Genomic DNA, 19,564 nt, shown 5'->3' on the forward strand with positions numbered 1-19,564 from the left:
AGGCGTCACAAGACGCCAAACCAAACCGGATAAGACAATGGACCCCGACAGTAGACGATCGAGAGCAGTCGAACGATCTGTCCGGTAGCGGCTTCACGCTTCGCTCCGGGCGGTTCGCCTGCCCTCAAAGGAGTGAAGCATGCTGCAGATTTACGCCCGCAGGGCCGACCGCTTTTGCCTGCGCGAAATTTCCAACCCCGCCATCGAGCAGGCGATCTCGCCTGCGCTCTGGTACGACCTGCTCAGCCCGACGCCCGCGGAGATCAAGGACGTCCAGGAAGCTCTTCACGTTTCCATTCCCACACGGGAAGAAATGGAGGATATCGAGCTGTCGGCCCGGCTCTATCAGGAGGACGGTGCGTCCTTCATGACCATGACGGCGCTGACCAATCTCGACAGCGACGAGCCGGCCAAGACCCCGATCACCTTCATCCTGCGGGGGCCGACGCTGATCACGGTGCGCCATGCCGATGCGAAGCCCTTCGCCACGTTCTGCACGCGGGCGCTGCGCGGCAACGGTCACAGCTACGAGACCGGCGAGGATGTCATGCTCGGCGTCATCGAAGCCGTGATCGACCGGATGGCGGACGTGCTGGAACGGCTCGGCAACGAGATCGACGGCATTTCGCGCGGCGTGTTCCGCGGCAAGAAGGCCTCCTCGCGCAAGAAGACGCGTGACCTCGAGGCGCTGATCGAGCAGCTCGGCCGCAAGGGAGACTTCCTGAGCGGCGTTCGTGAAAGCCTCGTCAGCATTTCGCGGCTCGTCGCCTATCACGCGGCGCTGGAAAGCCCCTCACGCCGGCCCTCCAAGGAGGTTCGCCAGCTGGTAAAGCTCGTTCAGCGCGACGCCACCTCGCTGGGCGACCATGCCGCCTTCCTGTCGGGCAAGATCAACTTCCTGCTCGATGCTACGCTCGGCCTGATCAATCTCGAGCAGAACCAGATCATCAAGATCTTCACCGTGGCCTCGGTGGTCTTCCTGCCGCCGACGCTTGTCGCGTCGGCCTATGGCATGAACTTCGAACTGATGCCGGAGCTGCAATGGCACTTCGGCTATCCCTATGCCGTCGGCCTGATGATCATCTCGGCGCTGATGCCCTACCTCTACTTCAAACGGCGCGGCTGGGTCTAACCGCGCACCTTCATCGGCCAGCGCTCGGCGCGCGTCTTCGTTACGCGCACCGGGTCGCCCAGGCGGATTTCGCCTTCGCTGCGCGGGACGGCGTTCCAGCCGAACAGGACACCAGGCACGCGACGGTCGGCGGACATGCGCTTTTCGGCCAGGCCCTGGATCGGATTGCCGCCGATGCGCTCGCCGGTCGTCTGGTCCTGCGTCGTCATGATGCAGCGGGAACATGGCTTGACGAGGTCGAACACGACACCGCCCACCTCGATCGTTTCCCATAAATCCTCGGCCCACGGCTCGTCGCTCGACACGAGGATATTGGTGCGGAAACGATCCATGCCGACCGGCTCCTGCCCTTTTGCGCTGAGCGTCGCATTGAGGTCGGCCAGCGAACCGGTTGTCGTGACAAGAACCGGAAATCCGTCGGCAAAGCCGACCGACGCCGCCACGCCGGCCCATGCCTCGCCTTCCGCGCGGTGCGCCTGGGCATCCATGTGCACGAGTTTGACCGGGCGGGCGAACCATTCGGAAAGCGCCTCGTTGACTGCGGGATCGGCGACAGCCGCGTTGACGGGCGTATCCCAGATCACGACATCGAGGCGGTCCTCCGGCTCGAAGCTCGCAAAGAGCTGGCGGCCATCCATTTCGAGATGCAGACTTTCACCGACTGCTGTGGCCTCGACCCGGGCTAGCGCCTGCAATTCGCGCTGGGTGATGAAACGGCCGTCCGGCTCGACGATCATGTAGCGCCGGTCGCCGGCCAGCCCGTCGATACGAACGGTCGCCGTCTCGAGCGGAATGGCGCGGCCGCTTTTCAGTGGATGGATGTTGAGGCCTTCGACCTGCATGACGGCAATCTTTCCTGAAATATCGATTCAATTCCTTGCCGGATCGATTCAATCCGGGGTCACAAAAGCATGTATTCCTTCAGATTTCATCCAGCATCATGTCGCGGATGACGCGCAGGCGCTGCGTCCGTTCAGCTGCCATGCGGCTGCCGGTTGCCGTGCGGAAGCCATCGGCGAGCCGGAACAGCTTCACCTCGAAATGATCAATGGCGAAGGCCTTGTCGTCGAGCGGTCGATTTTCGGCCAGCGGGTCCATGGGATCGTAAAGACCGCTGCCCATGCGACCGGCAATGTAGAAGCAGCGCGCCGCGCCCATCATGCCGATGGCGTCGAGCCGGTCGGCATCCTGCACGATCTTCGCCTCCAGCGTCTCCGGCGCGATATTGGCGGAGAAGCTGTGCGTGAGAATGGCGTGGGCGACGGCGGCAATATCCGCCGCGTCCCAGCCTTCGTCGGCCAGCAGGGTAGAAGCCTTTTCCGCGGCAAGGCGCGAGGCCTCTGCCCGCAGTGGCGAGTTCTTCTCCACGGCCACGCAATCGTGCAGCAGAACGGCGGCGGCAAGCAGCCGCAGGTCGCCGCCCTCCTCCGCCTGGATGCGTCGGGCATTCTTCCACACACGGATGAGATGGGCCGCGTCATGCGAGCCGTCATCGGCAGCGAAGGCCTGCGGCAGCAGGCGTTCAGCAAGGCTTCCGAGCGGCGAGAAAGCGGCGGCAAGGCAGGTGAAAGACATGGAGCGATCCCGGAATGGTGCTCCTTCCCTAGCCCGTCAGGCCCCGGCGTTCAATTCCGTCGCATCCTCCGTCCCGGATTTTCGCGACAGGATCTTCTGGTAGAACAGGCCGATGCCGATGAGAACCGCTCCGAGCCCGATAAAGGAGAGCGCCCGCAGGATGCCTTCGAGGTTCGACATGTCGATCAGGAAGACCTTCACCACGGAAATCAGCACGAGGCCGGCGGAAGCGAGGCGGATGCTGCGGGAATCGACCTTCGAGCCGATCGCCAGAAGCACGACGCCGAGCAGCAGCCAGACGACGGAATAGGTGTAGGTCTCCGGCTGGAGGAAACCCTTCCAGTCGGCGATGCCCTCGCCGTGCCAGTAGCGGCGAACGGAAAGCGTCACCCAGGCGAAGGCGAGCGCCACGGCCGTCAGCGCCAGCATGATGACATAGGGCAGCGGCCGGCGGTGGCGTGCATAGAGGGCAAGCCCGCCATAGGCGATGCCCGGCAGCAGGTAGCCGACCAGCAGCAGATCGAACACCGGCCATTTGCCGAGCAGTTCCCCGGTGAAATAGGGATTGAGGCCGATGAAATGCGCGCTCAGCACCGACAGGACCGAAAGAACGCCGACCACCATCGAGCCATAGCGGAAGACCGGGCTCGGGGATTTGAGGTCGAGCGACATCATGACAGCCGAGGCGCCGATGATCAGCAGCGTGTAGGTCGCCTGCTCGCCCAGCGTCGGCACGGCGCTGTCGAGCACGCCGCCGTTCATGCCGTGGCGCACGAGGATCGCAGCCGTCAGCAGCACGAAGAGGCTCGCGAGCGCCTGCAAGAGATTACGGATGCGTTCACCCGGCCAGCGGCGCAGTTCGAAGGCGGACAGCGCGAGAAGTGCGGCAGGAATGCCGTAGCCGGCAAGCAACTGGTTGAACACCGGCATCTTCGAGAGATTGGCCGCGCCGACGATGGTCGGCTCCCAGGCAATGCGGCCGGCAACGAGCATTGCGGCCGCCGCCATCAGCCAGGGCAGGACCGGCCAGCGGCGCAGGCGCGTGGCAAAGACCGCGACCGTACCCAGGACAGCGATGCCAAGCGTGGTTGCGAGACCATCGGTCAGGGCGTGCAGCGCGAGGACCAGGAAGGCGAAGCCGCCGGCCACGAAGGCCCATTGCTTGATGTCGATATTTTCCTCCGCCTCGCTTTCGCGCGAGAACATCTCGGCCGCCGCGAAGAAGACAAGGCCGAGAACGATGGCGAGCAGACCGTGTTTGGGATCGAAGGAGAGATTACCGAGATTGAGGAAGCTGACCGCGACGATCGAAAACGGCACGGCCGGCGCCAATATGCTCCAGATCGCGGCAAAGGCACGATCGCCCCTGCCCTGCAGGCGCACCGCGACAAGGCCGACCGCCGCATAGGCGACCGCCAGAACGAGCAGCAGATTGACCGGCACCAAACCGAGAACGGAGACAGGCTGTGCGCCATCCAGTGTCGGCGGTTCGATCAGCGTGAACGGATCGATCAGGCCGCCCGGTAGCGCGGTCATCTTCACAACGCCACCAACGGCAGCTATGGCCGACAGGAGCGCCGGATAGATCGCCCAGCCGCGCAACGTGCCGAGAGCGGCCAGCGCCAGCACGATGGCTGCGAAGGCGTATTCGCCGTACGCGATCGCCGGTACCTTGCTGGCAAGGACGAGCGCCGGGAAGGCCATGGCCAGAGCGCCGGTGAGGGAGACGGCAAGCAGCGGGGGCGCGAACAGACGGTCGAGCGCGGTTGCGGGCACGGCCGGTGTCGCGGACATCGCGGCAGGTGCGGGAACGTCGTCCGCCGTTACGCTTCCCGGCCAGAGCAGGCCATGGCCGAGCGCCAGCAGCAGCATTGTCAGCAGCACCGGGATGACATCGACATAGCTCGCCTGCGTCAGATAGAGCAGCGTCCACATCGCCATGCCGGCATTGGCAAGCGCCGGCACGACCTGCCAGCGGCGGATGCGCGCGGCAGCAAAGGTAGAAAGCCACGCGATGCCGAGAAAGCCGAACAGGCCCCAGGCGCTGGGATTTTCCGTCGAGACCAGCGCCGGCGTCAGCATGGAGGCAAGCAGGCCGAGGCCCGCCAGTGCCTGACCGTGCAGCAGCGACAGGCCGATGGTGCCGAAGGAGACGGCGGCCAGCAGCACGAAGGCCGCCAGCGGGCCGAAATAGCCGTAGACCCCGTAGGAAACATAGGTGACGGCAAAGAGCGTCAGGGCACCGGCGGCCGTCAGCACGCCGGGGATCATGGCGTTCTGGAAAGCATTGGCGATGAGCGGCTGGGTGCGGCGGCGCACGAATTCGCCGATGGCGATCAGCACCAGGCCGAAGACGGCGGCGAGCGACAGGCGCACCGCAGGACTGAGCAGCCCGGCCTCGATGGAATATTTCACCATGAAAATGCCGCCGAGCGCGAGCGCGACACCGCCCACCCAGACCGCCCAGCGCGCACCGATGCGGCTTTCGAAGCTTTCGCGCGGCTTTGCCGGCGTGGTGACAGGGGTGGCGGCCGGAGCCGTGACAACATCCTGTGCCGTCTGGCTTGCCGCCACGCTCTCCGTTGCTTCTTCGGCCGGCGCGCTGCCAAAAATCGCACGGCCCTTGTCGAGCTCGTCGGTTGTCCCTGCCCATGGACCGTCGAACGTTTCCTGTTCAGGCTCTTGCGCAGGATCGGCCGGTAAGGCTGCGACATCGTCCGCCTGCTCTGCCTGGGCTACCACCACGGGACCGGCCGCCTTTAAAGCTTCTACCTCGCGCCGGAGGCGAAGCACCTCCTCGCCGATCTTCTGCGCGCTGTTGCGGGATGCGTTGAGGGTGTAGAGCGCCAGGCCGATCGCGACCAGGGTAAGGATATCGAGCATTACAACTCCAGGACGGCCATGTTCGGGCGGCAGACTACCCGTTTTTCTTCAAACGCCAAACAGGGTTACGTTTCAGGCCGGCGATCTCTTCACAGGATAGGGATGGAGGTTTTGACCTGGACCATCAACCGCCGTGCGCGCCCGCTTCCCCGGCCCGCATGTCTTCGGCCGCACCGAGCGCCTTGAGCGCCGCCTGCACGAACCCGTCGCGGGCGCTCGCCAGCGTGAGGCCGCGCGGCTCGCAGACGTAACGGTTGAGGAAAAAGGCCGTGAGCCGGAAGCCATCGGAGAGTGCCGCGGCATCGGCGGCATGCCGGCTTTCATCGCCCAGGAACGCCGGCAGCGCCAGCATCCTGTCCGCCCAGGGGCCGCCGGCGGCGCGCGACACCGCCCGCCCCGACTTGGGCGACACGTAGCACAGGTCCTCGCGCGAGCCGGTGGCGGCGCATTCCAGAAGGTCGAGGCCGAAGCCGAGATCGTTGAGAACGGCAAGCTCGAAGCGGATGAGAAGCTCGCCCGCGGCGGACGGCTCGTGCAGGTGGTCGAGGATGACGGTGAGCGCCTCGTAGAGATGGGGATGAGGATCGCGCTCCGGCAGGAAGCGCAGGAGTGCGGCCATGGCCTGCACGCCGTAGACGGCGGTCGCCGTTTCCATCAGCCGGGCAGCGCGCAGTTCCACGGGCTCGATGCGGAACTCGCCGAGATGCTCGTCGAGCCGCGCACGCCAGGTCACATCTACGGAATTGCCCGGCTGGAGCACCGGCTGCATGGTCCGCGAGCGTCCGCCGCGCACCATGCCGAGATGCCGGCCGCGGCCGCGCGTCATGACCTCGACGATCACAGACGTTTCGCCATGGCGCCGAACGCCCAGAACGATGGCCTCATCACTCCACTGCATGGCCAAGCCTTACGCCTTCGGCCCTGCGGCCGCAAGGCGCGCGGGTCATCGCTGTGCGGCGGAACGCCGCGTGGCGCTGACGCCACACTTAAGCCCTTGCCACAGTTTCGCTTTCTTCTCGCCCTGCCCTCGCCCGCTTTGCCCCTGAAAGACCGCCCAAAGGCTGCAAAAGCCAAATTTCGCTGACATGACAGGTGCCGTTTTCATGCGTTTGCTTCGCTCCATCGCCCTCTTCGTTCTTGCCTCGACGCTTGCCGGCTGCGCCACGACCGTGATGGAGGTGAAGCAGAAGGGCCCGGATCCGATGCATGTGGCAATGTACGGGCCGCATCCCGACGAGCGCTTTCCGCTGCCGGCGATGGATATCAGCAAGGTCAATCCGAAATACTTCCGCCAGCAGGTGGCCTACCGGACAATGGAGCCGCCCGGCACCATCGTGGTCGATACGCAGGAGCGCTTCCTCTATCTCGTGCAGGGCGACGGCATGGCGATGCGCTACGGTATCGGCGTCGGCAAGGCGGGACTGGAATTCGAAGGTGCGGCACGCATAGGACGCAAGGCGGAATGGCCGCGCTGGACGCCCACGCAGAACATGATTGCGCGCGAACCCGAACGTAACCTGAAATGGGCAGGCGGCATGGAGCCGGGCCTCACCAACCCGCTCGGCCCGCGCGCGCTTTATCTCTACAAGGACGGCAACGACACGCTCTTCCGCATCCACGGCACCTCCGAGCCGTGGTCTATCGGCAAGGCGGTCTCGAGCGGCTGCATCCGGCTGTTCAACCAGGATATCATCGACCTCTATGGCCGTGTTCCGACTGGAAGCCGCGTCGTCGTGCTGCAGCATCACACGCCGGTCGACGAGCCGGGGCCGATGGCCGCGTCCGACGGACTTGTGCCGCCGGCTGCGATCTGAGCATCACCAAGCGTCGGGCTCTCGAACCATATGCACGATGCTGGCGGGGTTCATGATCCAACCACCGCGAAAGCCCTCTCCCAGATCTTCAACGGCGTCGCAACGCACGACGCCGTTTTGCTCGAGATGTCCGAGCGCGGCCCGATGGTCCGGTGTGAAAAGTTCGAGCCAGACTTCCGCCTGACTGTAGGCCGGCGCCTCGTCGATCCAAAGCCTGTTCGGACCGAGTTCGAAACCGATGGCTGGCGCCTTCGCCTCGAAGGGTTTGAGGCGCACGACGTCGCGATAGAAGGCGACGGTCGCCGCATACTGATGTGACGGCACCTTCATCGCGATATTGATACCGCCCGTGATCTGCGTATTCATCGCAACCTCCGTCATGTGAAATCCTCCTGCCCGGCGGTGACCACACCCTTCATTTCGCTTGGATAATAGCCTTCCCGCAGGTTGATGCCGTACTCGACATAGGCCTTCATGCAGGCGAGCATCTGCGACCAGCCCTCGCAGTTCATGTAGGAGGATTTCTGGCCGCGCTCGTTCTCACGCCAGCCGCTCTCTGCAATCGTCACCATCGTACCGCCATCGTCCAGGGACTTGAAACGCATCTCGACGCGCGTCGTGTAAGGCGCCTCCCCCTCATCGACCATGGCGTCCCACCGGAAGACGATAAGGGTGTTTTCCTCTACCTTGTCGACGATAACAGGGGCCATTCCCCACCAGGTGACGGTCGTACCCTCGACAAGCGGTGCGCTCGCACCGCCGATCGTCGTGAAGTAACCGCTCAGTTTCGTCGGATTGACCACCGCATCGAAAACCTCGGCAACCGGCTTGCCGATCCGCCCGTTCACGCGAAATTCCAGCGTCATGCCTTCCTCCTTGGGCGTACCCGCCTCCTCTGTCTTGTACCCGGTCAAAATAGGTTATAAAAATATAACATGTCAATCGAATCGATAGAGGATGCCGTCTTCAAGGCGCTTGCCAACGGCAAGCGGCGGCAGATGCTGGACGCGATCAAGCTCGCGCCGCTGACGACGCGTGCACTGTGCGAGAAATTTCCGGAAATGGACCGCTGCACGGTGATGCAGCACCTGAAGGTGCTTGAAGAGGCGGACCTGATCATTCCCCGCAGAGAGGGCCGCGAGCGCTGGAACCACCTTAACGCCCTGCCGATCCAGGCGATCCATGACCGCTGGATCAGCCAGTATGCCGGGCATGCCATGAACGTGCTTTCGGCCCTGAAAGACGAACTGGAAGGCTGAGGCCCCGCCATTCGACGGCGCCTCACAAAATCAGACCGCGACCGCGATGCGGCCGATCTCGGCAATGATGGCGTTTCGTTCGTCGCCGGAAATATCGGGCATTTCCACGAAGGCGGTCACCACGATCGCACCGCGATCCGGCGACCAGGCGATCGCGACATCGTTGGCGTTGCCGGCCTTGTCGCCGTTCGTTCCGGTCTTGTCGCCGGTCATCCAGTTCGCCGGAAAGCCGGCGCGCAGCCGCGTATCGCCCGTCTTGTTCATCACCAGCCAGGCGGCAAGCTGCGCCTTCGCACGCGGCGAAAGCACGTCGCCGAGAACGAGCCTGTGCAGGGTGTCGGTCATGGCGGTCGGCGTCGTGGTGTCGCGCTCGTCGTTCGGCTTGTCGTGATAGTTCAGCGCCGGTTCCGTGCGGTCGAGGCGCGTGACCGTGTCGCCGCAACCGCGCAGGAAGGTCGTGACGGCTTCCGGCCCGCCCGACGCGGCAAGCAGCAGGTTCGCGGCGGCATTGTCGCTGAGCGTGATCGTCGCCTCGCACAGAGCGGCCACCGAGATGCCGGCACCGCCGACATGCTTTTCCACCACCGGCGACCAGTCGACGAGGTCCGATGTCTTGACGACGATGTGCCGGTCGAGCGTTTCCTCCCCGCGGTCGACGCGTGCGAGGATATGCGCCGCCAGCAGCGCCTTGAAGGTGCTGCACATCAGGAACCGCTCATCGGCCCGATGGCCAAGCCGGGCGCCCGTTGCGAGATTGTGTATGGCAACGCCGATGCGGCCCTTGTGGCGCGCTTCCAGTTCGGCGAGCCGCTTGCCGAGCGCGCCGTCGCCGGCGGCCCGAGCGGAGCCTGTCATTGCCGAAACGGCGGGAATCGCAAAGAGAGCGCCGGCCATCGCCTGCCGGCGTGAAATCGTCATCGTCATCCGTTCATTTCCTGTCTGCCGGTAACGGGCGCCTTGTGCGCCACACCGGTTTGAGCCCGCCCACATCGCGACTATGCGCAACGGGCCGGGTCAAAACAAACGACGAATTCTGCCAGCAGCCATTAGGAAAACTAGGCCTATTTCTTCTTCATCGCCTCGGCGAGCGCGGCACCGAAGGCGCCTTGCGACGGGGCCGGCTGCTTGGGCGCAGCCTGGCTGAATTTCGGCTTCATCTGGGCGTTGCGGTCATTGCGCGGGGCGTTGTCCCGCGGCGCGGGAGCTGCCCCGTCCTTGCGCATGGTGAGGCCGATGCGTTTGCGCGGCACATCCACTTCCGTCACCCGCACCTTCACGACGTCGCCGGCCTTCACGACCTCGTGCGGGTCCTTGATGAAGCGGTCGGCGAGCTGGGAGACATGGACGAGACCGTCCTGGTGCACGCCGATATCAACGAAAGCACCGAAGGCGGCGACGTTTGTGACCGTGCCTTCAAGCAGCATGCCGACCTTGAGGTCCTTGATATCGTCGATGCCGTCGGCGAAAGTCGCGGTCCTGAATTCCGGGCGCGGGTCGCGGCCGGGCTTTTCCAACTCGGCCAGAATGTCCTTGACGGTGGGCAGACCAAAGCGTTCGTCGACGAAGACCTTCGGATCGAGCTGCTTCAGCGCCGCACTATCCCCCATCAGTGCACGCAGATCGCGACCGCAGGCGGCGACGATCTTCTTGGCGACGCCATAGGCTTCCGGGTGGACCGACGAGGCATCGAGCGGCTCCTTGCCGTTGGGGATGCGCAGGAAGCCAGCGCACTGTTCGAAGGTGCGGGCGCCGAGGCGCGCGACCTTCATCAGCTCCTTGCGGCTTTCGAAGGGGCCGTTGGCATCGCGATGCGCCACGATGGCCTCGGCCGAGGATTTTCCGAGGCCCGAAACACGCGCGAGAAGCGGCGCGGAGGCCGTATTGAGATCGACACCGACTGCATTCACGGCGTCCTCCACCACGGCATCGAGCGAGCGCGAAAGCTTGCCCTGATCGACATCGTGCTGGTACTGGCCGACGCCGATCGACTTCGGTTCGATCTTCACGAGTTCGGCCAGCGGATCCTGCAGGCGACGCGCGATGGAGACGGCGCCGCGCAGCGACACGTCGAGGTTGGGAAACTCGGCGGCGGCTGTTTCGGAAGCGGAATAGACCGAGGCGCCGGCCTCCGAGACGATGACCTTGGTGGGCTTTGCGCCAGGAAGCTGGGCCAGCATGTCGGCGACGAGTTTTTCCGTCTCGCGGCTGCCCGTGCCGTTGCCGATGGAGATTAGTTCCACCTTGTGCTTGCGGATGAGCGATGCCAACTCGGCCTGCGTGCCGCGCACATCGTTTTTCGGTGGGAAGGGATAGACCGTCGTCGTCTCGACCACCTTGCCGGTGTTGTCGACAACGGCGACCTTGACGCCGGTGCGGATGCCCGGATCGAGGCCCATCGTGGCGCGTGTACCGGCGGGGGCCGCAAGCAAGAGATCCTTGAGATTGCGGGCGAAGACGCGGATCGCCTCCTCCTCGGAGCGCTCGCGCATCTCGCGCATCAGGTCGAGCGACAGCGACATGGAGAGCTTGACGCGCCAGGTCCAGCCGATGACGTCGGCCAGCCACTTGTCGCCCGGCCTTGTGCCGACGGCGTAGAAGGAAGCGATGATGCGCTCGACGGGCTTGACCGGCTCGGTGCTGTCCTGATCCACGACGATATCGACCGACAGGAACTCCTCGTTCCAGCCGCGCAGCATGGCGAGCGCGCGGTGGCCGGGCACGGTCGCCCAGCGTTCGGTGTGGTCGAAATAGTCGGAGAACTTTGCTCCGGCCTCCTGCTTGCCCTCGACGACGCGCGAGCGCAGGAAGGCATTGTCCTTCATGTAATCGCGCAGGCGCTTGAGAAGGTCCGCGTTTTCCGTGAGCTGTTCGGCGACGATGTCGCGCGCGCCTTCCAGCGCCGCTTTCACATCGGGCACATCGGCCGAGAGGAATTTCTCGGCCAGCTCGGACGGCACCAGTGCCCTGTCGGCAAGGATCTGCTCGGCGAGCGGGCCAAGGCCGCGTTCGCGGGCGATTTCCGCCTTGGTGCGGCGCTTCGGCTTGTAGGGAAGATAGATATCCTCAAGCTCGGCCTTGGTGGTGACGGCGGCAATGCGGGCGGACAGCTCGTCGGTCAGCTTTCCCTGCCCCGCGATGGAATCGAGGATGGAGGCGCGGCGGGCTTCCAGTTCGCGCAGATAGGCGAGCCTTTCGGCGAGCGTGCGCAGCTGGGTATCGTCGAGCCCGCCGGTCACTTCCTTGCGGTAGCGGGCGATGAAGGGAACGGTCGCGCCCTCGTCGATCAGTCCGACGGCTGCGGAAACCTGCGCGGCGGTCGCCTTGATCTCGGCTGCGATCAGGTTTGCGATCTTGAGCGGGGTCGGGGCCATGACGAACTCCTGTGGGGTAACGGCGGGCGGCGACCATAGTTCGCCAGCGGGGCAAGGCCAACTGCCTGCGCCGCGACTGGCCGCCAGTCCACAATATATCAGCGCTCCCGCGAGTGCGGGAAAGTGAGGCTACCACGCTTTCCGACCCTTGGGTTGTAACGCTTCATAAAGCCTTCCGCCGGTATCGTGCACTGTGGAACGGCAACGGGGCCATCGTCATGCGCAGTGCATTTCTCGCAACAGTCTCAATGGCGGCCCTCGCCGTGGCAGGGCCTGCGCATGCGACGACGCTCAGCCTGCTGATCTGGGAAGCCTACATCGACGAACAGGTGCTTGCCGACTTCACCGCCGAAACCGGCGCCGAGGTCCGGCAGACGCTCTATGACAGCGGCGACGTGCGCGACGAGATCCTCGCCGACCCCAACAGCAATATCGACGTGGTGGTGACCAACGAGAACGGTGCCAAGCTCTACGGTAATCGCGGCATTCTGACGGCACTCGATACCGGCAACGTTCCTGCCCTGAAGGATTACGAGGACAGCTGGACCAAGCGCTGCGGCGGCTACGGCGTTCCCTATCTTTGGGGAACGATGGGCATCCTCTACCGCTCGGACAAGATCACGACGCCGCCGACCTCCTGGGCCGACATCATGATGCCCGCGGAACCCCTGCGCGGCCATATCGCGATGTACGATGACCATGCCGAAGCCTTCGTCGCGCCGCTCGTGTTGCTCGGGAAATCGGTGAATGCCAACGATAACGAGACGCTCAAGGCCGCCTACGACATGATGAAGGCGCAGGCCCCCTATGTGCTGACCTATGACTACGCCATCACCTCGGTTCAGAGCCCGGACAAGGGGCCGAACATCTGGATGGCGCTTGGCTATAGCGGCGACCAGTATACCCTCAACGGCAAGGTGGGCACGCCGCACCTCTGGCGCTATGCCTTGCCCAAGGAAGGCACGCTGTCCTGGCTCGACTGCGTCTCGGTCAGCGAACGTTCGAAGCAGAAGGCGCTCGCGCTGAAGCTGGTCGATTACATCGGTAATGCGGAAAACAGCGCCCGCAACGCCGTCAAGCTCAACATGCCCACGGCAAACAAGGCGGCAATGGCGCTACTGCCGGAAGACATGCAATCCAATCCCGAAATCTATGCGGCCCCGGAAATCCTGGCAAAGAGCCAGCTTCAGGAGGAACTGACCGTTCAATCGGTGCAGGCCCGCCGTCGCATCCTCAGCAGTCTGGCTCAATTCAGTGACGCTCGGTAAACGCGCCCTCGCCCTTATCTTCCCGGTCGTTCTGGCAGGCTATGTGCTTGCAGCCTCGCTCATCTACTATGTGCAGAGCTCGTCCATCGCCGGGCTGGAGCGCGCGCGCCTCTGGCAGCAGATCGGCATGCTGACCGCCGTCTTCCAGAACGACGTGATGCAGAACCGCAGCTTCCTGTATTCGCTCGTTGAAGGCGGTGCGGTGCGTCTCTTCGTCAACGAACCGAATGCCGATTACCGCCGTATGGCGCTCGGCGTGCGGCTGCAGCAGAGTATCACGTCTCTCTCCGACGACCGCAAACGCTTTATTTCTGCCGCCATCATTCGCCCGCCCCTGACGGTGGATTACTATTTCGAGGACAGCGCCGATCCCTTCGCCGAGATCACACCGCAGCAACTCGAACACATCCGCCATACCATAGACAGCCCACGGCTGTCCTCGTGGTCCTACCTCGACACGCCGGGCATCGAACCGCTCATCGTGCATTCCGAATTCATCGACCCCGTGACCTTCAACCGCCCGGTCGCCAGCGCCAAAGCCGAATCGATCCTGGTCCAGACGGCAGTGCGCCCGAAGGCCTTTCTCGAATTGAAGCGGGCGCTCGAGAAGGAATATGGCGCAACCGTCGAGATCGCACGGCATCAGTTCCTTGCGCAGGGCGGGCTTTCGGCGACCGCCACGCTCGGCCCGTCGCTCTTTGCACGCCTGACGCCGGAGCCGGGTTTTCTGGAGGAACGGCTTTCGACGCTCAGAATGCTTCTGGCGCTCGGCGCCATCGCGCTCAGCCTGTGCACCATCGTTCTCGTGCTGGTGCTGGTTCGCCGCTACATCACCAACCCGATCGCCCGCCTTGACCGCCAACTAACCGAAGTCATGACCGGCAATCGCAGCGCCCTGCCCGAAATGCACGAGATCGGCGAAATCGGCCGCCTCTCCGTGAACGTCAAGCGCCTGCACGACCAGTCCATGCACTCCTTCGATCTCGTGCAAAACGCCTCCTGGACGGATACGCTGACCGGGATCTCCAACCGCGAATACTTCAACATCCGCTCGACGCAGCTGCTCGAAGAGGCCGAGGAAGCCGGCATCGGCTGCACGCTGCTGTTCATCGACGTGGACAACTTCAAATTCGTCAACGACAAGCATGGCCACAAGATCGGCGACGAACTGCTCAAGACGCTGGCAGACCGCATCTCGGCGATCGTCGCACGTATTGTCATTGAGCGCGGCCTTCCGGCCGGGTTGTTCGCCCGCCTTTCGGGGGACGAATTCGCCATCATGCTGCGCTGCCAGCCCGGCGCGGGAACGATCACCGAACTGTCCGGCAATATCCTGGCGCTGTTTGCGGAGGGATTCGAAGTACTGGAAAAGGCCTATCCGGTCACAGCCAGCATCGGCATCGCGGTCTACCCTGAAGACGCGCGCACACTGCCCGAACTCATCGCCAATGCCGACGCGGCTATGTATCAGGCAAAATCGCAGGGCAAGAACGGTTCGGCCCGCTATTCCCGCTCCCTGCACGAGAAGCGCAACCGTCAGCGCCGCATCGAGGAGGAACTGCGCATCCTCAATGCCGACGAGCAGTTCCATCTGGTTTACATGCCCATCGTCAACGGTCAGGGCAAGGTCACGGGCTGCGAGGCGCTGCTGCGCTGGACCTCACCGGTGCTGGGGAATGTCACCCCGGACGAATTCATTCCCATCGCCGAAACGACGGGCCTGTTCAGCAAGATCGACTGGTGGGTGATCAACCGCGCGATGGCCGACTATGGCCATGTGAGGAAGCTCTTCGGCGCCGAGACCATCCTGTGCATCAACATTTCGTCCGCCGAACTCTACACCAAGTCGATCAGCGATCACTTCTGCGACTGCGCCGACAGGCATGGCGTCGATGCGCGGCTGATCGAGATCGAGCTGACGGAAACCTTCGCGGTCAAGCTCGGCGAGCAGTCCCGCCGCAACATCGAGATCTTGCGCGCCAAGGGCTTCCGCATCTCGATCGACGATTTCGGCGCCGGATATACGTCCGTGCAGCAGATCATCGAGTACCCGGCTGAAACCATCAAGCTCGACCGTGAACTGGTGGAAAGCCTGACCCGGTCGGCCGCCCTTCCCACCTTGCGCGCGCTGATCGCGCTCTGCCACGCGCAGGACATGTCGGTCATTGCCGAAGGGGTCGATACGCCGGAGAAGATGTCGCTGCTCGCCGCGGCAGGCTGCGACCTCTACCAGGGCTATCTCATCAGCCGCCCGCTTGCGCTCGACGACCTCGGCGTCTGGGCCATGCAGCGCCTGCTGGACACGGCACGCGAAACGATGCGGTCGGCAGAGCGCCGCGCACAGGGCTAAGCGCTTCCCAGACGGCCGCGAAACGGATCAGGATGTCGGGAAGTCGAGGCCCATTTCGCGGAAGCGGGCCGGATCGTCACCCCAGTTCTCGCGCACCTTCACGAAGAGGAAGAGGTGAACCGGCTGCTCGAGGATTTCCGAGAGCTCCTTGCGGGACGCCGTGGAGATCGCCTTGATCGCATCGCCGTTCTTGCCGAGCGCGATCTTCTTCTGGCTGTCTCTTTCGACATAGATGACCTGCTCGATGCGCACCGAGCCGTCCTTGCGCTCTTCCCACTTTTCCGTCTCGACGTGGGAGGAATAGGGAAGTTCCTGGTGGAGGCGCAGGAACAGCTTCTCGCGGGTGATTTCGGCGGCGAGCTGGCGCATGGGCAGGTCAGAAATCTGGTCTTCCGGGTAGTACCACGGACCTTCCGGCAGCGCGGCCGCAAGATAGTCCATCACATCCTCGCAGCCCGAGCCGTTGAGGGCGGAGATCATGAAGGTGCGCTCGAACTTGACGACCTCGTTCACGGCGGCCGTCAGCTTCAGGAGATCCTCCGGCTTGACGCGGTCGACCTTGTTCAGCACGAGGATCTTCGGCTGATGGACCTCCTTGAGGCCCTCCAGGATCGCCTCGGCGTCGCCCTTCAGGCCGCGCTCGCTGTCGATCAGGAACATGATGAAGTCGGCATCCTTGGCGCCGCCCCAGGCCGTCGTCACCATGGCGCGGTCGAGCCGGCGGCGCGGCTTGAAGATGCCGGGTGTGTCCATGAACACGATCTGCGCGTTCTTGTGGATCGCGATGCCGCGTACGATGGCGCGCGTCGTCTGCACCTTGTGGCTGACGATCGACACCTTGGCGCCGACCAGCCGGTTCACCAGCGTCGACTTGCCGGCATTGGTGGCGCCGATCAGGGCGACGAAGCCCGAACGGGTCGCGCCCTCGGCTGCGGCACCGGTCTCGGCAGGGATGTTGGTTTCTTCCGTCATGATATCCGTCAATCCGGGTCCTTCTGGCGGAAGGCCCCATGTTCCTGTTTCCATGCAATTTCAAAAGGCGGAAGTGCGTTCAGGCGTCGGCCTTGGGCCAGACGCCTTCGCGTTCCAGTATCTTCGTCGCGGCCGCCTGTTCGGCGGCCCGTTTCGATCGGTCGATGCCGGTCTCCGGCGCCACGCCCTTGACCTCGACCGTCACGGTGAAGCGGGGATCATGATCCGGTCCGGAGCGCTCGTCCACCCTGTAATTCGGTGTGAGGCCAAACCGGGCGTGCGCCCATTCCTGCAACTCGGTCTTTGCGTCTCGCCGCGCGCCTTCGGCACGCGCCGCCCTGCCCTCCCAGTTGGCGAGGATGAAGCCGCGCGCGGCCTCCAGCCCGCCATCGAGATAGATGGCCGCGATCAGCGATTCCACCACATCGGCCCGTACGTTCAGCATGGCCTTGCCGGTAAGCTTCTTGATGTCGGCGCCGGTGCGGATGAAGCGATGCAGACCAAGATCATCCGAAACTGCCGCGCAGCTTTCAGCGCTGACGAGTTGGTTGAGGCGAACGGACAGCTCGCCCTCCTTGGCATCGCGAAAGGTGCGAAACAGCATCTCGGCCACGCAAAGGCCGAGAACGCGATCACCGAGAAACTCCAGCCGCTCGTAGTTGCTGCCCTTGCCGGGCCGTGCACTCGCATGCGTGATCGCCCGGTCGAGACGATCCTTGTCGGTGAAGACGTAGCCGATCAGCGCCTCGAGGGCCTTGCGGTTGGCGTCGTTCAGCGGAATGGCGCCCTTCATTCAACGACCTTGAAGAGGCGATCCCAACGCAGGTTCGCCGGCCACTTCCAGACTTCGCTGAAGGACGTGTCGTGGCCGAGCGAGAAAAAGATCAGGCTGGCGCGGCCGATGAGGTTTTCGGCCGGGACGAAACCGACGTCGAAGCGGCTGTCGGCGGAGTTGTCGCGGTTGTCGCCCATCATGAAGTAGTGGCCTTCGGGCACGATGAACTCGCGCGTGTTGTCGCCGACCGTGCCGGGACGGGTGTCCAGCGTGTCGTAGGAGACGCCCGTGTCCAGCGTCTCGCGGAACATGGGGATGTTTTCGCCGGTATCGTACTGGTCGTCCGCGCGGAAGAAGCCATCCTGCTGGCGCTCGACGGGCTTGTCATTGATGTAGAGAATGCTGTCGCGCACCTGCACGCGGTCGCCCGGCAGGCCGACGAGACGCTTGATGTAGTCGATGTCGGGGTTCGGCGGGAAGCGGAACACGACGATGTCGCCGCGCTTCGGCTCGCTTGCGAAGATGCGGCCCGAGAACAGGTTCGGCGAGAACGGCAGCGAATATTTCGAATAACCGTAGGAGAACTTGTTGACGAACAGGTAATCGCCGACCAGCAGCGTCGGCATCATCGAGCCGGACGGAATGGTGAAGGGCTGGAAAAGCACGGTGCGGATCACGACGGCGAGCAGCAGCGCCTGAATGATGACCTTGACGTTTTCCCACAGGCCGCCTTCGGCCTTTTCAGTCTTCTCTGCCACGCCCGACTTGTCCTTATTTGCTAACATGAGGCCCTCTATAGAGGAAAGGTTGCCTGTTGGAAATCACATCGGTCAAAAAGACGCGGAAGCCTCACAAAGCCGGCATTCCCGCGGGTAGCGCCTCGATGATCACGAAAGCCTGCGCCAGCGGAAAGTCGTCGGTGATGGTGAGATGGATTCGCGCCTCGTGACCGGCCGGCAGCATCCGTTTCAACCTTTCGAGCGCGCCGCCGGTGAGATGCATGGTCGGCTTGCCGCCCGGCAGATTTATGACGCCCATGTCCTTCCAGAACACACCCTGCGCCAGACCTGTGCCGAGCGCCTTGGAACAGGCCTCCTTGGCGGCGAAGCGCTTGGCATAGGAGGCGGCGCGGTTCTTCCGTCCATCGGACTTGGCCTGTTCGATCGCGGTGAAGCAGCGCTCCGTGAAGCGTGCGCCAAAACGTTCCAGCGACTTCTCCACCCGACGGATGTCGATGAGGTCGCTGCCGATGCCGATGATCATGAGGACAGGTCTCCGGATGAGAGCGCGGCGGGTGCAAGCCCGGCGCGAAGCGCCAGCCGCGCGCGGCGACGGACCTTGAAGGACTGGACGGCAAGGCGTGTCACGCCATACGCGATCACGGCTGCGAGCAGCCCGAGCACACCTGCGCCGACCAGCATGGGTTTCAGCACCGGCTGCCAGAGTTCGGAGAACTGGAGATGCTCCAGCCTGTGCAGAAGGTCGTGCGTTGTAATGGCTTCAGCGGCCTGGATGCCGAGCAGCGCTTCGCCGATGCGGAAGGTCGTGAGCGCGATCAGCGGAATGGTCAGGGGGTTAGCGACGGTTGTGGCAAGGGCGGCCGCGAGCAGATTGCCGGCCATGAGATAGGCCATGACCAGCGCCAGGATGACGTGGAACCCGAGCAGCGGTGTGAAGGCAGAGAAGACGCCGGCCGCGACACCTGCGGCGACCGCGTGCGGGGATGCCGACAGGCGGATGATGCGCTTCGCGAGATAGCGCGCCGGCCGCGTCAGGCCCTTGCGCGGCCAGAGAAATTCGCGCAAGCGTTCGGCCCGTGAGGCCTTTTTTCGGCGTCTGAACAACATCGCCCAGACATAGCCGATCCGTTGGTGTCATTTCAATGGCGCCCTGAGACGCCACGGCAGGAGCCGCCGCGGCGCACGGGGTGCGCCGCATGGCTGCAGACCTTAGTAGGACTTGCGGAAAAGGCCGCGGTCGATCTGACGCTGGCGGTATTCCAGGTCGATCCGGTCGATGGCGCCGTTGAGATAGGCGCTCTCGCGCTCTTCGGCCGACGGAACGCGCAAGGCGCGGGCGATGTTCTTGAACTGCTTCAGCATGGTAAACCTCTTTCGGTTGACCTCCCGAGACAGAAGATAGGTGAGACACCCCGCCGGCACCAG

General features: G+C 63.9%; 19 protein-coding genes. 5 read left to right on the forward strand and 14 right to left on the reverse strand.

The window, feature by feature from the left end; translation table 11 throughout:
* Positions 1-139: 139 nt before the first annotated feature.
* Positions 140-1,132: a magnesium/cobalt transporter CorA gene (gene corA, locus MNR02_RS11440; RefSeq protein WP_241946861.1), complete on the forward strand. Its 993-nt coding sequence runs from the start codon at positions 140-142 to the stop codon at positions 1,130-1,132.
* Here the strand turns inward: corA and MNR02_RS11445 are convergent.
* The 4 genes from MNR02_RS11445 to recO all read right to left on the reverse strand — a co-directional run bounded on the left by MNR02_RS11445 (position 1,129) and on the right by recO (position 6,488).
* Positions 1,129-1,974, reverse strand: coding sequence for an MOSC domain-containing protein (locus MNR02_RS11445; RefSeq protein ID WP_241946862.1), 846 nt, complete (start codon positions 1,972-1,974; stop codon positions 1,129-1,131). The two genes, corA and MNR02_RS11445, sit on opposite strands and share 4 nt — an antisense overlap.
* A gap of 79 nt (positions 1,975-2,053) precedes the next feature.
* On the reverse strand, positions 2,054-2,707 hold the full coding sequence (locus MNR02_RS11450; RefSeq protein WP_241946863.1) for an HD domain-containing protein: 654 nt from the start codon (positions 2,705-2,707) through the stop codon (positions 2,054-2,056).
* A gap of 36 nt (positions 2,708-2,743) precedes the next feature.
* Complete coding sequence (locus MNR02_RS11455; RefSeq protein WP_241946864.1) at positions 2,744-5,590, reverse strand: DUF2339 domain-containing protein; 2,847 nt, start codon at positions 5,588-5,590, stop codon at positions 2,744-2,746.
* Positions 5,591-5,714: 124 nt separating this feature from the next.
* A complete protein-coding gene (recO, locus tag MNR02_RS11460) occupies positions 5,715-6,488 on the reverse strand; it encodes a DNA repair protein RecO (protein ID WP_241946865.1) in 774 nt (257 codons plus the stop codon).
* A gap of 205 nt (positions 6,489-6,693) precedes the next feature.
* Here recO and MNR02_RS11465 point away from each other — a divergent pair, with 205 nt between their 5' ends.
* Complete coding sequence (locus MNR02_RS11465) at positions 6,694-7,404, forward strand: L,D-transpeptidase (RefSeq protein WP_241946866.1); 711 nt, start codon at positions 6,694-6,696, stop codon at positions 7,402-7,404.
* Between the two features lie 3 nt (positions 7,405-7,407).
* Here the strand turns inward: MNR02_RS11465 and MNR02_RS11470 are convergent, their stop codons facing one another.
* Both MNR02_RS11470 and MNR02_RS11475 read right to left on the reverse strand, forming a co-directional pair.
* The gene (locus tag MNR02_RS11470) at positions 7,408-7,770 is read right to left on the reverse strand and encodes a hypothetical protein (protein WP_241948862.1); all 363 of its coding nucleotides are present in this window, start codon (positions 7,768-7,770) and stop codon (positions 7,408-7,410) included.
* An 11-nt stretch (positions 7,771-7,781) separates the two neighbouring features.
* Positions 7,782-8,270 (reverse strand): SRPBCC domain-containing protein, encoded by a 489-nt coding sequence (locus MNR02_RS11475; RefSeq protein ID WP_241946867.1) that lies wholly within the window; start codon positions 8,268-8,270, stop codon positions 7,782-7,784.
* 69 nt (positions 8,271-8,339) lie between these two features.
* On the opposite strand from MNR02_RS11475, the gene MNR02_RS11480 reads away from it, so the two are divergent.
* Positions 8,340-8,663, forward strand: a complete 324-nt coding sequence (locus MNR02_RS11480; RefSeq protein WP_241596960.1) for a helix-turn-helix transcriptional regulator — start codon at positions 8,340-8,342, stop codon at positions 8,661-8,663.
* A 30-nt stretch (positions 8,664-8,693) separates the two neighbouring features.
* Here the strand turns inward: MNR02_RS11480 and bla are convergent, their stop codons facing one another.
* Both bla and MNR02_RS11490 read right to left on the reverse strand, forming a co-directional pair.
* Positions 8,694-9,587, reverse strand: coding sequence for a BKC/GPC family carbapenem-hydrolyzing class A beta-lactamase (gene bla / locus MNR02_RS11485; RefSeq protein WP_241946868.1), 894 nt, complete (start codon positions 9,585-9,587; stop codon positions 8,694-8,696).
* A gap of 137 nt (positions 9,588-9,724) precedes the next feature.
* Positions 9,725-12,034 carry a Tex family protein gene (locus MNR02_RS11490; protein WP_241946869.1) on the reverse strand — a complete coding sequence of 770 codons (2,310 nt, stop codon included), beginning with the start codon at positions 12,032-12,034 and terminating at the stop codon, positions 9,725-9,727.
* A 218-nt stretch (positions 12,035-12,252) separates the two neighbouring features.
* On the opposite strand from MNR02_RS11490, the gene MNR02_RS11495 reads away from it, so the two are divergent.
* Positions 12,253-13,302 carry a spermidine/putrescine ABC transporter substrate-binding protein gene (locus tag MNR02_RS11495; RefSeq protein ID WP_241596968.1) on the forward strand — a complete coding sequence of 350 codons (1,050 nt, stop codon included), beginning with the start codon at positions 12,253-12,255 and terminating at the stop codon, positions 13,300-13,302.
* Complete coding sequence (locus tag MNR02_RS11500) at positions 13,289-15,652, forward strand: bifunctional diguanylate cyclase/phosphodiesterase (RefSeq protein WP_241596971.1); 2,364 nt, start codon at positions 13,289-13,291, stop codon at positions 15,650-15,652. Before MNR02_RS11495 ends, MNR02_RS11500 begins: the two co-directional genes overlap by 14 nt.
* Before the next feature lie 27 nt (positions 15,653-15,679).
* Here MNR02_RS11500 and era read toward each other — a convergent pair whose 3' ends face one another.
* The 6 genes from era to MNR02_RS11530 all read right to left on the reverse strand — a co-directional run bounded on the left by era (position 15,680) and on the right by MNR02_RS11530 (position 19,501).
* Entirely contained in the window at positions 15,680-16,624 is a 945-nt protein-coding gene (era, locus tag MNR02_RS11505) for a GTPase Era (RefSeq protein ID WP_241946870.1), read from the reverse strand.
* Between the two features lie 79 nt (positions 16,625-16,703).
* Positions 16,704-17,417, reverse strand: coding sequence for a ribonuclease III (rnc, locus tag MNR02_RS11510; protein WP_241596978.1), 714 nt, complete (start codon positions 17,415-17,417; stop codon positions 16,704-16,706).
* On the reverse strand, positions 17,414-18,157 hold the full coding sequence (lepB, locus tag MNR02_RS11515; protein ID WP_370879881.1) for a signal peptidase I: 744 nt from the start codon (positions 18,155-18,157) through the stop codon (positions 17,414-17,416). The genes rnc and lepB overlap by 4 nt, the downstream gene beginning before the upstream one ends.
* 91 nt (positions 18,158-18,248) lie before the next feature.
* Positions 18,249-18,662 (reverse strand): holo-ACP synthase, encoded by a 414-nt coding sequence (acpS, locus tag MNR02_RS11520; protein ID WP_241946871.1) that lies wholly within the window; start codon positions 18,660-18,662, stop codon positions 18,249-18,251.
* Positions 18,659-19,246, reverse strand: coding sequence for a DUF2062 domain-containing protein (locus MNR02_RS11525; RefSeq protein WP_241946872.1), 588 nt, complete (start codon positions 19,244-19,246; stop codon positions 18,659-18,661). Before MNR02_RS11525 ends, acpS begins: the two co-directional genes overlap by 4 nt.
* Positions 19,247-19,348: 102 nt before the next feature.
* Complete coding sequence (locus MNR02_RS11530) at positions 19,349-19,501, reverse strand: DUF3563 family protein (protein ID WP_241596991.1); 153 nt, start codon at positions 19,499-19,501, stop codon at positions 19,349-19,351.
* Between the last annotated feature and the right edge of the window lie 63 nt (positions 19,502-19,564).

Origin of the sequence: Shinella sp. H4-D48 (assembly GCF_022637395.1) — a bacterium.
Taxonomy (GTDB): Bacteria; Pseudomonadota; Alphaproteobacteria; order Rhizobiales; family Rhizobiaceae; genus Shinella; species Shinella sedimenti.